This window comes from Streptomyces sp. NPDC045022 (genome assembly GCF_056432605.1).
Genome location: NZ_JBWKIR010000049.1, coordinates 20,343 through 33,691 on the forward strand (window position 1 = coordinate 20,343; position 13,349 = coordinate 33,691).

The window sequence follows — 13,349 nt, forward strand, 5'->3', positions numbered from 1 at the left end:
TGAGAAACCAGAGACCGCACCCCACTACGACGTGGGTGAACCCGTCGAACACCGGCTGACCACGGGCAAGCAACCGCAGTCATGGGCGGGAGCTGCTGCGCTCGAAGCAGGGCACCGACCCCGAATCGCCTTCGTGAGTGGGCAGTTGCCGGGCGCGACGGCGCTGGATGGAGTACTGGCGGCGTGGGAGCCTCGGGTTGTGGCGACCAGACCGGACGCCGGCCGACGGGTTTCAGCCACCGCCGGTATGTTCCGCGCGGCTGTCGGGAGTGAATCGCCGTTCGATGTCGGGGTTGTCGAGCAGCCGGGCCGGGTAGCCGGGCCCGGTCCGGACGGCCACCTCCTGGTGGCTCAGCGATTCGCCGCACGAGGAGCAGACCACCTTGGCCTGAGTCTCGTGGTCACACGTGGTGTGGTGCATGACCACCGGGATGCCCTCGTCGCCGGCCAGCCATCGGTCGCCCCAGGCGTTGATCGCGGCGAGGACCCCGAAGAAGTCGCAGCCCTTGTCCGTGAGCAGGTACTCGTGGCGGACCGGGTCGCTCTGGTAGGCGCGCCGCTGTAGCAGGCCCGCGTCCTCCAGGCGTCTGAGCCGGTCGGTGAGCGTGTTTCGGGCGATGCCGAGCGAGGTGATGAAGCCGTCGAAGCGGGATTCGCCGTAGAAGACCTCGCGCAGCACCAGGAGTGTCCAGCCGTCTCCCAGGATGTCGACGGTGCGGGCGATGGAGCAGGGCCAGCCGTCGAACGAGGTCCGTCTCATGACGCAGAGCTTATCAGTTTCATCATGAGATTCACTTGCCCTCGGTGACCTGACCCCACTAGCGTCTCGTGAGTCTCATCATGCAACTTATGAGGAGGAGTGATGAGCTCCAAGCCTGTGGGCGCAGCCGCAGTCACCGTCGAACGGGACGGCCACGTGCTGCTGATGGGCCTGAACCGCCCCACCAAGCGCAACGCCTTCACCAAGCAGATGATCAGCGAGTTGTCTGCCGCCTACGGCATGCTGGAGTCCGACGACGACCTGTGGTGCGGGGTGCTGTTCGCCCACGGCGACCACTTCACCGGCGGGCTGGACATGCTCGACGTCGGCGCCGAACTGGCCTCGGGTGAGTTCGCCGCCCCGGAGGGCGGCCGCGACCCGTGGCGGCTGGACGGGACCTGGTCCAAGCCCGTCGTCGCGGCCGCACAGGGATGGGTGATGACCCTGGGCATCGAGCTGCTGCTCGCCGCGGACATCCGCGTGGCCGCCCAGGACGCCCGCTTCAGCCAGTTCGAGATTCGCCGCGGGATCTACCCCTTCGGCGGAGCCACCTTCCGCTTCCCTCGCGAAGCCGGCTGGGGCAACGCCATGCGCTGGATCCTCACCGGCGAGGAGTTCGACGCCGCCGAGGCTCACCGCATCGGTCTCGTACAGGAAGTCGTCTGCGACGGTGCGACGGCGGTCGAGCGGGCCAAGGAGATCGCTCGTGTCATCAGCGAACGGTCCGCGCCCCTGGGCGTGCGCACCGCCCTCGCCTCGGCTCACCGGGCCCGCGAGCTGGGCGATGCCGCGGCCATCGCCGAGCTGCGCCCGGACATCGCCCGGCTCATCGGCACCGCCGACGGTGCCGAAGGCGTGACGTCCTTCATCGAACGCCGCGACGCCGTCTTCACCGGCCGCTGACCACTCCGCACCGCCATCCTGAGGAGGCTCTCGCTGTGACCACCGCCAAGACGCCCCCCGACCTGTTCGACCTGCCACCCGAGATCGCCGAGGCCCGTGAGATGGGCCCATGGCTTCGCCGAGAAGTACGTGCGCCCTGGGGCCACCGAGTACGACGAGCGCGAGGAGATGCCGTGGGCCGTGATCGAGGAAGCTGCCAGGATCGGCCTCTACACACCCGACTTCGCACTGCAGATGCTCGCCGACCCCACCGGTCTTCTGCAGCCCGTGGTCGCCGAGGAGATCCTCTGGGGCGACGGTGGCATGGGCCAGGCGCTGCTGGGCACCTTCCTGCCGGTCGCGGCCCTGTTCGGCGCCGCCACCAAGGAACAGATCGACACCTGGTTGCCCGAGTTCTTCGGCACCCCCGGCGACCTCACCGTGGCGGCGCTGTGTGCCAGTGAGCCGGACGCCGGCAGCGACGCCGCCGCCATCCGCACGCACGCCCGTTACGACGGGACGACCAAGGAGTGGGTGCTCAACGGCACCAAGACCTGGGCCACCAACGGCGGCATCGCCCGTGTCCATGTCGTCAACGCGGTAACCGACCACGACCTCGGCGCCCGCGGTCACGCGCTCTTCCTCATCCCTCCCGGCACCCGCGGCCTCAGCCAGGGACAGAAGTTCTCCAAGCACGGACTGCGCGCCTCTCACACCGCCGAGGTCGTCCTCGACGACGTACGCATCCCCGCCGACCTGGTCCTCGGCGGCAAGGAGGCCGTGGACCAGCGCCTGGCCACCGCCCGGCAAGGAACAACCCGCGTCCGCGTCCCCGCCGCCATGGCCACCTTCGAGACGACGCGGCCCGGCATCGGCGCAATGGCCGTCGGCGTGGCCCGCGCCGCCTACGAGTACGCCCTGGAATACGCCGGCATCCGCGAGCAGTTCGGCCGGCCGATCATCGACAACCAGGCCGTCGCCTTCACCCTGGCCGACCTGGCGATGGAGATCGACGCCGCCCGCCTTCTCGTCTGGCGCGCCAGCCACATGTTCATGCGCGGCAAGCCCTTCGCCCGCGCCGAAGGCAGCATGGCCAAGCTCAAGGCCAGCGAGGTCACCGTGCGCGCCACCGAGCGCGCCCTGCAGATCCTCGGCGGCAACGGCTACACCCGCGACTGTCCCGTCGAGCGCTGGGCACGCGACGCCAAGATCTTCACCATCTACGAAGGCACCAGTGAGATCCAGCGCCTGACCATCAGCCGCGCCCTCTCCGGCCGCCGCATCCAGTAGGCGCCGCCCGCACTTCCCCTGCGCACGTACCCGGGCCATCCCCCGGTCGGGCAGGAACACATGCCCCTGCCCGACCACGTCAGCCCCCTACATCGTCCTGCACCAGACACCGTCGGACAGCGGCGTGGCCGCGCTGATCATCGCAGGGCGGTCCCTTCGGCCGTCACCCTGGCAGCGACCGTCATCGGCGACTTCGCCCTCATCCCCGGCCCCAGGCGCGCCAAGCCGGACATCCCGCCCACCGACGGTGTCCCCACCAGCTACTGCACGGCCGTCCAGTTCGCCTGCCGCGTCCCCAACCGGTACGGCGATGCACGAGCTGCTGCGGCTGTCCGGGACGAAAACGACCCCGTCCCGACGAGGTCCGTGCTGTGCGGGCACGCTCGAGCAGTGTCGTTGCGAGCGGGTCCCCGTCTGGGCCATCAGTGATAGCGGCCGGGTCAGGACCGGGCGAAGGTGGTCTGGGAGTCGACTTCTCTGTCGGTTCATGCTTTCCGCACTCAGAAGGAGCACAGCCATGTCCGGACGCAATACCGTCATCCGCAGTCTGCACGATCTGGGACTGGCGGCCTGGTTCGGCGGCTCCCTGATGGGCGCGGTGGGACTCAACGGCGCAGCGCGGCAGGAAGGCTCCACGGAGACGGCCCAGACGCGCATCGCGTCCGCCGGCTGGGCGAAGTGGGCGCCGGTCAATGCCGCCGCGATCGGTGCTCACCTGTACGGGGGCGGAGGCCTGCTGGCCGTCAACGCCCACCGGGTCGCCAAGCAGCAAGGCGTGGCCGCGTCCACCACGGCCAAGACGGTCATCACCGCAGTGGCTCTGGCAACCACCGCCTACGCCCGTCTCCTCGGCAAGAAGATCGAACTCGCCTCCTCCTCAGACCCCCAGGACGCCGAGAAAGCGGCCAAGTCCCCCCTCGACATCGACAAGGCTCAGCGGCAGCTTGCCTGCGTGCAGTGGGTGGTACCGGCCCTCACCGGATGCCTGGTGGTCCTCAACGCCCTGCACGGTGAACAGCAGCGGCCCCTCGAGCAACTGCACGGGATGTGGAACCACGCCCGCTCCGTCACCCCCCTCATGCACTGACCGGCAGCCCGATCGGAACCGGGGCACGCCGCAAGCGCCGTGCCCCCGTCCGTGTGCTGTTACGGCGGCTGGGCGCCGTCTTTCAAGAAGGCGAAGTTGCCCCCGTACGCGTACCTGAACTTGGAGCAGTCGAAGGAGACGTTCACCGGCTCCGGGGTGCCCCAGCCGTCGCGCCGGGCGACCTGGACGCCCATCCCGATGCCATTAGTCCGCTAGGGCCTGTCTTCAGTCTTGATCATGTGACGGGGCGGCGAAGGCGGTCCTGCTGGAGGCGTTCTGTCGGTCCGTTGTCGCGCCGAGCTGGGGGCGCCGTCACACCCACCGGAAAATAGTATCCATGGACATAGTAGCCATGTAATCTATTCGGCATGAGCAAGGTTTCACCGGGCCCCACGCCCGGATTCCTGGTGTGGCGGCTCGCCAACAAGTGGCGCGTCGCGGTCGATCGCGCGGTGGCGCCGCTGGGCCTCACCCACGCGCAGTACTCGCTGGTCGCATCGCTGCACGGCATGCAGCGCGCCGGCGAGCGGCCCAGTCAGCGCCGCCTCGCCGACCACGCCCGCCTGGAGGCGCTGTACGTCTCGAAGCTGACACGCGCCCTGGAGTCGGCCGGCCTGATCGAGCGCACCCGCGATCCCCGCGACCCGCGCGCCGTACAGCTCGCCCTCACCGAGCAGGGCCAGGCCGTCACGCGGCAGGCCATCGACGTGGTCCAGGAACTGCACCAGCAGTTGCTGGAGCCACTCGGCGGCCTCGGCGCCCTGCGGACGCGCGCCTTCACCGACGAGCTGACGACCCTGCTCGACGCATCTCTCACTCCATCCCTGCCGAACGACCAGAGGAGAACACCATGACCGCCACCGCGTCCAACACTGCACCCATCGCCGACGCTCGCGCCCTCGGCCTGGCTCACTACGCCGCCCGCGGCGTACTGGAACAAGTCCTGGCCCGGCACGGCGCCTCGTTCCAGCAGCAGGTCGCCCTGCGCGCCGCCATCACCACCGACACCCCACGGACGCCGGACGATCTCATCGCCCAGGTCCAGGACTCCCTCAAGGCCGACCCGGCCGACATCCGCGCCACCCTCGACGAGCTGCTGGCCAAGCAACTGCTCATCACGGACGGCACGCGCCTTCGCCCCACGGACGCGGGGCGCGAGCTGCTCGCCGCCGCCGGCGCGGAGACCGCCCCCATCACCGCCCGGATCTGGGGCGGGATACCCGCCGAGGACCTGGCCGCCGCCGGTCGCGTCCTCGCCCTGGTCGCCGAGCGCGCCAACGCGGAGCTTGCGGCGCTGACAGCCTGACTCCCGACCGGTCCTGTAACTGACCGTGATCACAGAATGGTTCGCGTGAGGTCCTTGATCCAGATCATGGAGGCGCGGAGATGTAGGCCGGCGAGGTAGCTTTCGGGTCTCTTGTCGTAGCGGGTGGCGATTCCGCGCCAGGCTTTCAGTTTGTTGATCAGGCGCTCGACGGTGTTCCTGGCCTTGTAGAGCTCGGCGTCGTGGCTGACCGACCGGCCGCCCCTGCTGCCCTTGTTCTTCCGGTTGGCGGCCTGGTCCTTCTTCTCCGGGATGACGGCCTTGATGAAGGCGGTCTCGGTGCCATCCGCCTCGGACATGGCCTCAGATCGAATCACGGCGCAGACCGGTGGCCGAGCGTGAGCGTGGTGAACCGTGATGGGGACAGGGTGGTCTCCGCGCAGCTGACCGGTACCTACTTGTTGGACGCAGTCGACGGTGACTGCCGCCTGCCGCGATGCATGGTGCCCGGTAGCGGCGGCCGGCAGTCGTGGTCGGGGTGCCGACCCGTATGCCCCCGGGCCCCGGCCGCCCTTCGCCCACGTTCCGGCAGCAGCGGCCAGGGCTCGACGTACCGGTGTGCTCTCAGTCGGTGGACAGAGCCTGCAGCAGCTCACCGACCTTGGGGTCGGGCAGGGAGCGTGCGACGTCGGCCTGGGCCACCATGCCGACCAGATCGTGTCCGTCGATCACGGGCAGCCGGCGGACCTTGTGCTCGGCCATCGTGCGCAGAATCTCTTCCACGTCGTCGTCGGCGCCGATGGTGACCGCCTCGCCCTGGGCGAGGTCCCCGGCGGGACAGGTGGCGGGATCCTTGCCCACCCCGAGGACCTTCACCACGATGTCCCGGTCGGTCAGCATGCCCTTGAGCTTGTTGTCGGTACCGCAGATCGGCAGAGCCCCTACCCCGAGGTCCTTCATCTTGCGGGCCGCGTCCAGCACCGTTTCGTCCGCGCCGATGTACTCGGCCCCGCCGGTCATGATGTCCCGCGCCTTCGTCATAGGAGTCCTTTCCTCAGCCGCGCAGCCCGCACCTGTGCTTCGCGTCGCGTCGTGCGCAGGCCGCGCGATCTCCTCAGTGGATGTGGCATGTGTTCCCACACATCACGAGCAGTAACGCGGGTGGCCGGCCGGGAACACACATGCAGCGCCCGCAGTCACCGGCATCAAGTGACCGGGGCACTGGTTCCCGCAGCCAGTGGCTGCCGTGACCGGCGGCCCCGCGTGCACCTTGCCACCACACTCTGCAGCCGCTGCAAGCACTCAGCCGCGACCTGGTGCCACACGATTCAAACCGGTTCGGGTTGCGGTTCCGGTCGCAGCATTGGTGCGGCCGCCGGTTCCCATAGTTTGGTGGTCCGTACATAGCCGTAAATCACCGAGGTCATCGCCAGAATGAGAAGCGGACCGAACACCCACGGATGTCCGGCCATCTCAACCGGCAGATAGCGGTACGACACCAGGAGCGCGGCGAAGACCGTCGCGCCGTAGCCGACCAGCTGGATTCCTGCCCGGTCCCAGCCCCGTTCGAGGGAGCGCAGCGCTGCCTCGATCGTGAGCGCGAACACCACGCCGGCGACGAGATCCACGCCGTAGTGGTACCCGAAGCCCAGCGTCGCACTGAGCGTGGCAACCAGCCAGAACGCGCCTCCGAATTGCAGTGTCCGTGGGCCCTTGCGGGAGTGAATGAAGATTGCGGTAGCCCACGCGGTGTGCAGGCTGGGCATGCAGTTGCGGGGGGTGATCTCGTCGTATGACATCGGGTGCGGGGTGCTGATCGGTGGCGGCGTGTGCGGCCACAGGTTGGCCACGGCCCAGTGCACGCCGCCGGTGCCGGAGGCGCCCGGGCCGTAGGCGAAGACCGGCCCGACCACCGGGAAGAGCATGTAGATGCCCGGCCCGAGGAGACCGATCACCAGAAAGGTGCGCACCAGATGATGGCGGGGGAATCGGCGCTCGGCCGCCACGTTACGCAGCTGGTACAGCGCGACGACAACCGCGGCCACCGCGAGCTGCGCGTAGACCAACTCGAGAAGATGGGTGCCTATGGGGTCGGTGGCCGCGACAACCCGGCCCACCAGCCACGAGGGATTGCCCAGCGCGTGATCGGCGGTTGCCACGTACTGGTCGAGCGGCATCGGCCGGGTCTTCGACGTGATGAGTAGCCAGGTGTCGCCGGCCTTGCGACCGGCCACCAGCAACAGGCCCAGCCCGACGCCCTTCAGCAGCAGGACGCGCTCCCGGCCGGTGCGGCGCGTGACAGCGATGACCGCACAGCCCAACATGACCCACAACGCGCCGTTGCCGAAGAAACGGCCATCGGTCATCTTGGCGTCGACCGCCCACCGCACCAGAAAGAAGACGACATCGATGCCGATCGCGACACCAGCCGCGATGAACCGTTGCCGCCAGGTGAGCACCACCATCATCAACGCCATACCGCCGTACAGCGGGCCCGGTTTGGGGGCGAATATCACCTCTCGCACCTGATTGGTAATCGGCCCCGGCACGCCGCAGTACCGACGTGCGGCGATCTCCAGCGCGATGAGGAATCCGAGGGCCGCCACCCCCGCGGTGGCCCACAGTATCGCCCGCGGTTGACGCCACGTAGCCAACGCGATTTTGCCGTTTATCCGCGAAAACACCCGCGATGCTCTAGATATCAATCGTTTGGCCTGTTTGTTTGATGTGGGTTATTACGTGCAGGACGGGCGATGAGGGCAACCATCGCGAGTTCGAACATGCTATCGGAGCGCTGCGGGTGGCTTTCTCTGGCGAGGGTGGCACGAAGGCCGGCCGATCCCGCGTTCCCTGGCCGGCGTCTTGGGAGGACCACGAAATCGGTAAGCCGCCACATCCTGCCCCGCGCTACCGAAAAGCGCTGGCACTGTACGCCGCGGGCGCGGCTACGCGGGCGCTGACAGTCGAGGTGAGCCGAGCCGCGCTGGCCGGGGGTGGAACGGAGGTCGCACTGTTGACGAACGCGCCCAACGCGACTGGCAGCGCCCTCTACCAGCGCATCGGGGACCTCACGGTCAGCGACTGGGCCACGTACGACTTCGCGCATGCCCAACCGAGGGCAAGCCAGGGCCGCGACGGGCACAGCCACCACGCGATCAGAGGAATCGGCAGGCTGAGCATGAAGGCCCGCAGCCAATCCCCTTCGGTGTGCGCAGCAGTCGTAGGCCGGCGAGGCTCCGGAGTGTCATCGCGGCGGCGGCCGCGGCGGTGACCGTGAAGCCACCGCGTGCCCTGAGAGAGTCGATCGCCCAGCCGGAGCCTGCCGCCGCGGCGGCCGAGCCCGCCGCGCTGGCGGAGCCGAGCCAGGAGAACGCGGTCTTCGTACTGATGGGCCTCAATTTCACCCCTAGGGGTCTTCTTCGGTGCCATGCAGGTGTGGGTGACCGCCTTCGTGGTGGAGCACGGTGCACCGGGCGCCGCGGCCCCGATCTTCGCCGTCTCCAGTTGCAGGGGTCTGCCGGCCGGAGGACTGCACGGGCTGCGCCGGTGGAGTGCCACGCCGCCGGAGCAACTGCTGGCGGCGACCAGTGCCCTCATGCTCGGTACTTCGCTGTTGCTCGCGGTCGGCTCGCCGTTCGGGCTCGGACTGGTCGTGGTCCTGACCGGTGCCACGATCCAGCCCCTCCTGAAGGCATCGGCGGCGACCAGGGACGCGAGGACGGCCACCGCCACGGCGTGGGCGGGCAGTGAGGGCGGCAGAACCCGGGTCTGCCCGAACCGGTCGACGAGCCGGGCCAGTTGTGCTGCCACGAACGCGTCGGTCACCGCGAACCCGCCGCTGACCGGGCCGGCCGCGGCGAAGGTGCCGGTCCGGCCGTGCACGAGCCAGACGATGCTGAGGCTGGTCATCCCGCCGCCGAGCCTACGGAACGAAACGTCCCCGGGCCTCCGGCTCCAGGCTCAGGTGTCGAGCAGTGCCCCGGTGAAGGCCGTACAGGTCTTCTCCACCGGCGCCGGGTGCGGTAGGGGTCCGGCGGGGCTACGCCGGCTTCCTCCGCCACGACCTTATGCCGTCACCGTGGGCCTCATCCAGGCGTGAGCCGCATCAACCAGCCGAAACACGGCCCTCACCGCCACAGGCCAGCTCCGTCGCGCGTGCGAGGCGGCGATCTCGCGCCCCCATCGTTCCCGATCCGTCGGTGCGCACCGAGTTTTGAGACACGTTTTACGCGACGCACGCAACTGCGGCCCGCACCTCGCTGTCTTACAGGGAGTGGGGCCCGTCAGGGCCGAAGAGCTAGAGAGCGGGGCGGGTCGTGGGACGGCGCAAGGGCGGCATAGGGATCGTACTCGTCACGGGTGCGATGCTGGTGGGCGCGAGTGCCTGCGGTGGGGGCGGCAGTGACAAGGCGGGCGGGGGCGACGCAAAGGCGTCGGGCGAGCCGGGCACGAGTGCCTCTCCGTCACCGACGAAACCCGCGGGCCCGCCGATGCTGCTGGAGACGATCACCCCGCAGACGGGAAACACGGTCGGTGTCGCCATGCCGATCTCGGTGGTCTTCACGAACCCGGTGGCGGCTAAGGCCCGGGCCACGGTGGAGAAGCACATGAAGGTGAGCGCCTCGCAGCCGGTGGTCGGCGCCTGGCACTGGTTCGGCGACAAGCGCGCCGACTGGCGGCCGAAGACGTACTGGCCCGCCGGCACGCAGGTGAAGATCGACGCCGACATGAAGGGCGTCAGCAACGGCAACGGGCGCTACGGCGTGCGCAGCTACACGCACACCTTCAAGATCGGCGACGACGTGCGCGCGGATGTCTCGGTAGTCGGCCACACCATGAAGGTGACCCGGAACAACAAGGTGCTGCGCACCCTGTCGATCAACGCGGGCAGCTCTGAGTATCCGACGTGGAACGGCACGATGGCCGTCATCGACAAGCAGGAGAAGGTCCACATGACCTCCTGCAGTGTCGGCATCAGCTGCGACAAGGGCAGCCCCAACTATTACGACCTGACGCTGCCCTGGGACGTCCACCTGACCCAGTCCGGCACGTACGTGCACTACTCGACCGGCGACCCCAATCCGGGCAGCGGCAGCGCCCGCGGTTCGCACGGCTGCGTCCACCTGTCCATGTCGGACGCCAAGTGGTTCTACGGCCAGGTCAAGCAGGGCGACCCCGTCACCATCACGGGCTCTCCCCGAGCCAAGGCCCCGGCCGACAACGGCTACGCCGCCTTCAACCTGGGATGGGACCAGTGGCTCGCGGGCAGCGCGTCCGGGAAGGGGACGACCGGGACGCTGTGACGCGTGCGGTGGCGGTGCCGGTCACCACTTGATGACGTCGACCGCGAGGGCGCCGTCGTCCGCGCGCTTCGGGGCGGCCGTGGACTCACCAGGGCACTCGTAAGCGGTCGATGCTGCAAAGCGGGTTGCACGAGCCTGTGAACTGGGCCTTCCCAGCACGGCGGCGGGGGAAGAGAGCTGAGCGGGTACCACATGAACCTGACGATGCGGCAGCTGCGCCCGTTGGCACTGCACCGTGGCCGCTGACAGGCAGCCAGTGCCGCAGCTCGTTGCAACTGGGCATCTCAGCCACATGGATGGCGGCTTCGCGGGCAATCGGTGATCACGTCTCGACGTTTCGAGAGGAGATGGTGATGCACAAGGGGAAATGGATCACAGGTGGCGCGCGCGAGCAGCTGGCCGAAGCCTTCGCGAGGGAGTACGGCGAGGGCCGATCAATCCGCGCCATAGCCGAGACCCATGGTCGGTCCTACGGCTTCGTACATCGCGTGCTCAGCGAAGCGGGCGTACCCCTCAGGGCCCGGGGAGGCGATGTGCGCACCAACACCGCCCGGTCGGCGCGATGACAGCCCCGCGGAAGCCCGACGCCAGGACGCCGTCATCGGGCCCGGCCATCGGTTAGCCGGTCCACCGGCAGGTGAACCAGCCACCGGTCGTACGTTCTCACCGCACAGAGAGTCATCAGCGCTGTGACCGCCTACGTTCGCCGGGTTGGTGGTCTCGGGACCAGAGGGCGGGTCATGCCCTGTGTCAGGCGGAGATTGGTGAGCTCATGGCATGACCTGATCGCTGCCCGGGGCAGTGCGGGGAAGAGTAGTGAGGAGTGTCGTCAGCGGAACGCGGCAGGAATGGCGCATACGGTGATCTCGCGGGGGCAGACGACTCGGCGGAGGACGTATCTACCGCTTCCAGCTCTGGTGCCACCCGCCGGGTGTGCGCTCACGGATGCCGCGGGCCCCGGTGAGACGGCCCGCCTTTCGAGAGAGGTTGTCGCTGTGTTGCTGCCTGCGGAGAAGGAACTGCGCGCGGTGCTGGCCCGCTTCGCCGACGCCCGCTTCCGCCACGACCTGCAGCCCACCGGCCACTCGAGCCGAGAACTGCAGGACACCTCCTACACGCTGTGCGTCATCACCGGCACCCAGTCGCTGGACCAAGCCCTCATCGCCGCCGACGCCCTGCTGGAGGAGATGCGGGCGGACCGCCGTGCGGCCGCGAAAGCGACCCAGACCTTGGCTGCCTGACCTGAACAAGCATCCCGAGGGACTGCGCAGGCCGGAGGCTTCTCAAAGTACCTGTCTGGCCCAACAGGGGCGCCCACTCTAGGTGCCGCCGCAGGAGCACGCACAGTAAAGCCGAGACCGGCACAGGTCGCGGTCTCGGCCTTGCTCGGTGACAATCCGGACTGCGCATTCGGCGTCGCGCTGTGTCGCACCGCACTCCCGAGCCACGGTGCCGTGCCGGAGAGGGGTGACGGACCCTGGAGTCGTTCCAACGGACGACAACCCCGGCCCGGAGTTCCCTGAGCCCCTGACGTCCAGCTCCCGACGATCTCGAACCCTGGCATCGGGTGACCTTGCAGGAGGGGGGAGCCCTCCTCGTCGGCGCCGGTGACGCCGAAGAGGCCGCGCACGCGCTGGCCGCCGCACCCAGTCACCCGGCGGGGCCGTTCGCTTCGTCCGAGTCCTCGGCGGGCGGCCGCGACGGCGTACTACGCGGCGGGCTGCCCGCAAGCGGTGGCCGGAAGCGGTGGCCGGACGCCGTCGGTACCCGGTGGGGCCCCTAGCTGTTCACCGGCAAGAGTCGTCCGTACGGCACGGCCGTCATGACGTTCCACAGGAGCGACAGGGCGATCGACTCCGGGCGCACGCCGCGGATGCCGGCGCCCTCACCGAGACGGCGCCGTCACCGCCGTACTCCTTCGTGTCTGAGCGGGCGGCCACGCCTTCGCTGGGTGATGCTGAAGGCGTGAGCATCAGTAGCGAGCACCCGGTAAGTGCTGAGCAGATCTACGCAGCGCTGGCCGCTCTGGCGGCTGAGCCGGTGGCAGATCCGGTGAAACGACCCAAGGGGCCGCAGGAAGAAGACCGCCTGCACCTGCTGGGCAGTCTCTTGGCGAAAACGGAGCTCGAGATCACCGCCGCCACCCGTCTGGACGAGGAAGAGGAGGTCGAGGACGTCCTTGAGACGTTGCTCGGCTGGGGGGAACAGATTGGAACGGATCCCGGCCTCGCCATCAACGTCTTGACGAACAGGCTGCAACGCACCGCGCTGCAGTTCTCCGAACCCGAGGCGGAAGAACTGCCACCCGGCCGCGAGGCCGCCTTTGCCGCCGTGATGACGGCGGTGTACACGCTCAGCGCCCAGTGGCACGCGGAGCGTGGTGATACGCAGGGAACCCGACATGCTCTGAGCGGGGCGGAAGAGGCCCTCATCGACATTCTGCAAGGCATGCATGAGCTGCGCGTTGCCATCGGCGACGCGCCCGGGCCGGAGGACGAAGCCGACGGCTGACCCGCTCGGCACCAGTCCAAGGGTCCGCCGTGAAAGGAAGACTTCGAACGCGATCTCAGTCACCCCAAAGGCTCCGCCGGAGGGCGGCCCCGGCGGAGCCTCTGCTATTCGTCTTCAGAATCGGAGCGCTTCGTCTTCAGTACCCAGGACGCACAACTGAATCGCTCCGGGTCTGATGGAGGCTCGATTCCCTGAGAGGATCGAGTCATGGCACGTCCGTCCCCATACCCTGCTGAGCTTCGTGAACGTGCG

15 protein-coding genes and 1 pseudogene are annotated in these 13,349 nt (G+C 68.7%); 11 read left to right on the top strand and 5 right to left on the bottom strand.

Features of this window, described 5'->3' with window-relative positions:
- Positions 1–232: 232 nt before the first annotated feature.
- A complete protein-coding gene (locus AC07C1_RS39525; RefSeq protein WP_478946961.1) occupies positions 233–760 on the bottom strand; it encodes a winged helix-turn-helix transcriptional regulator in 528 nt (175 codons plus the stop codon).
- Between the two features lie 102 nt (positions 761–862).
- Between AC07C1_RS39525 and AC07C1_RS39530 the strand changes: the two genes are divergently transcribed.
- The 3 genes from AC07C1_RS39530 to AC07C1_RS39540 all read left to right on the top strand — a co-directional run bounded on the left by AC07C1_RS39530 (position 863) and on the right by AC07C1_RS39540 (position 4,019).
- The gene (locus tag AC07C1_RS39530; RefSeq protein ID WP_478946962.1) at positions 863–1,663 is read left to right on the top strand and encodes a crotonase/enoyl-CoA hydratase family protein; all 801 of its coding nucleotides are present in this window, start codon (positions 863–865) and stop codon (positions 1,661–1,663) included.
- Between the two features lie 96 nt (positions 1,664–1,759).
- Positions 1,760–2,932, top strand: a complete 1,173-nt coding sequence (locus tag AC07C1_RS39535) for an acyl-CoA dehydrogenase family protein (protein WP_478946963.1) — start codon at positions 1,760–1,762, stop codon at positions 2,930–2,932.
- Positions 2,933–3,449: 517 nt separating this feature from the next.
- Positions 3,450–4,019 (top strand): hypothetical protein, encoded by a 570-nt coding sequence (locus tag AC07C1_RS39540; RefSeq protein WP_478946964.1) that lies wholly within the window; start codon positions 3,450–3,452, stop codon positions 4,017–4,019.
- A gap of 59 nt (positions 4,020–4,078) precedes the next feature.
- Here the strand turns inward: AC07C1_RS39540 and AC07C1_RS39545 are convergent, their stop codons facing one another.
- The gene (locus AC07C1_RS39545; RefSeq protein ID WP_478946965.1) at positions 4,079–4,213 is read right to left on the bottom strand and encodes a hypothetical protein; all 135 of its coding nucleotides are present in this window, start codon (positions 4,211–4,213) and stop codon (positions 4,079–4,081) included.
- Positions 4,214–4,387: 174 nt separating this feature from the next.
- On the opposite strand from AC07C1_RS39545, the gene AC07C1_RS39550 reads away from it, so the two are divergent.
- Both AC07C1_RS39550 and AC07C1_RS39555 read left to right on the top strand, forming a co-directional pair.
- Positions 4,388–4,873, top strand: coding sequence for a MarR family winged helix-turn-helix transcriptional regulator (locus AC07C1_RS39550; protein ID WP_478946966.1), 486 nt, complete (start codon positions 4,388–4,390; stop codon positions 4,871–4,873).
- Positions 4,870–5,325, top strand: a complete 456-nt coding sequence (locus AC07C1_RS39555; RefSeq protein ID WP_478946967.1) for a MarR family transcriptional regulator — start codon at positions 4,870–4,872, stop codon at positions 5,323–5,325. The genes AC07C1_RS39550 and AC07C1_RS39555 overlap by 4 nt, the downstream gene beginning before the upstream one ends.
- Before the next feature lie 29 nt (positions 5,326–5,354).
- On the opposite strand, the pseudogene AC07C1_RS39560 reads toward AC07C1_RS39555, so the two are convergent.
- The 3 genes and pseudogenes from AC07C1_RS39560 to AC07C1_RS39570 form a co-directional block, all read right to left on the bottom strand.
- Positions 5,355–5,609: pseudogene (locus AC07C1_RS39560) on the bottom strand (IS5/IS1182 family transposase); the annotation flags it as partial.
- Positions 5,610–5,907: 298 nt separating this feature from the next.
- Positions 5,908–6,324, bottom strand: coding sequence for a CBS domain-containing protein (locus AC07C1_RS39565; RefSeq protein WP_478946968.1), 417 nt, complete (start codon positions 6,322–6,324; stop codon positions 5,908–5,910).
- Between the two features lie 287 nt (positions 6,325–6,611).
- Positions 6,612–7,967, bottom strand: a complete 1,356-nt coding sequence (locus AC07C1_RS39570) for a phosphatase PAP2 family protein (protein WP_478946969.1) — start codon at positions 7,965–7,967, stop codon at positions 6,612–6,614.
- Positions 7,968–8,722: 755 nt separating this feature from the next.
- On the opposite strand from AC07C1_RS39570, the gene AC07C1_RS39575 reads away from it, so the two are divergent.
- The 6 genes from AC07C1_RS39575 (at position 8,723) to AC07C1_RS39600 (ending at position 13,097) form a co-directional block, all read left to right on the top strand.
- Positions 8,723–9,382 carry a hypothetical protein gene (locus AC07C1_RS39575; RefSeq protein ID WP_478946970.1) on the top strand — a complete coding sequence of 220 codons (660 nt, stop codon included), beginning with the start codon at positions 8,723–8,725 and terminating at the stop codon, positions 9,380–9,382.
- Between the two features lie 265 nt (positions 9,383–9,647).
- Positions 9,648–10,586 carry a L,D-transpeptidase gene (locus AC07C1_RS39580; RefSeq protein ID WP_478946976.1) on the top strand — a complete coding sequence of 313 codons (939 nt, stop codon included), beginning with the start codon at positions 9,648–9,650 and terminating at the stop codon, positions 10,584–10,586.
- A gap of 353 nt (positions 10,587–10,939) precedes the next feature.
- Positions 10,940–11,152, top strand: coding sequence for a helix-turn-helix domain-containing protein (locus tag AC07C1_RS39585; protein WP_478946971.1), 213 nt, complete (start codon positions 10,940–10,942; stop codon positions 11,150–11,152).
- A 429-nt stretch (positions 11,153–11,581) separates the two neighbouring features.
- The gene (locus tag AC07C1_RS39590) at positions 11,582–11,827 is read left to right on the top strand and encodes a DUF5133 domain-containing protein (protein ID WP_478946972.1); all 246 of its coding nucleotides are present in this window, start codon (positions 11,582–11,584) and stop codon (positions 11,825–11,827) included.
- 326 nt (positions 11,828–12,153) lie between these two features.
- A complete protein-coding gene (locus AC07C1_RS39595) occupies positions 12,154–12,369 on the top strand; it encodes a hypothetical protein (RefSeq protein ID WP_478946973.1) in 216 nt (71 codons plus the stop codon).
- Positions 12,370–12,551: 182 nt separating this feature from the next.
- Positions 12,552–13,097, top strand: coding sequence for a hypothetical protein (locus AC07C1_RS39600; protein ID WP_478946974.1), 546 nt, complete (start codon positions 12,552–12,554; stop codon positions 13,095–13,097).
- The last annotated feature ends 252 nt before the right edge of the window (positions 13,098–13,349 follow it).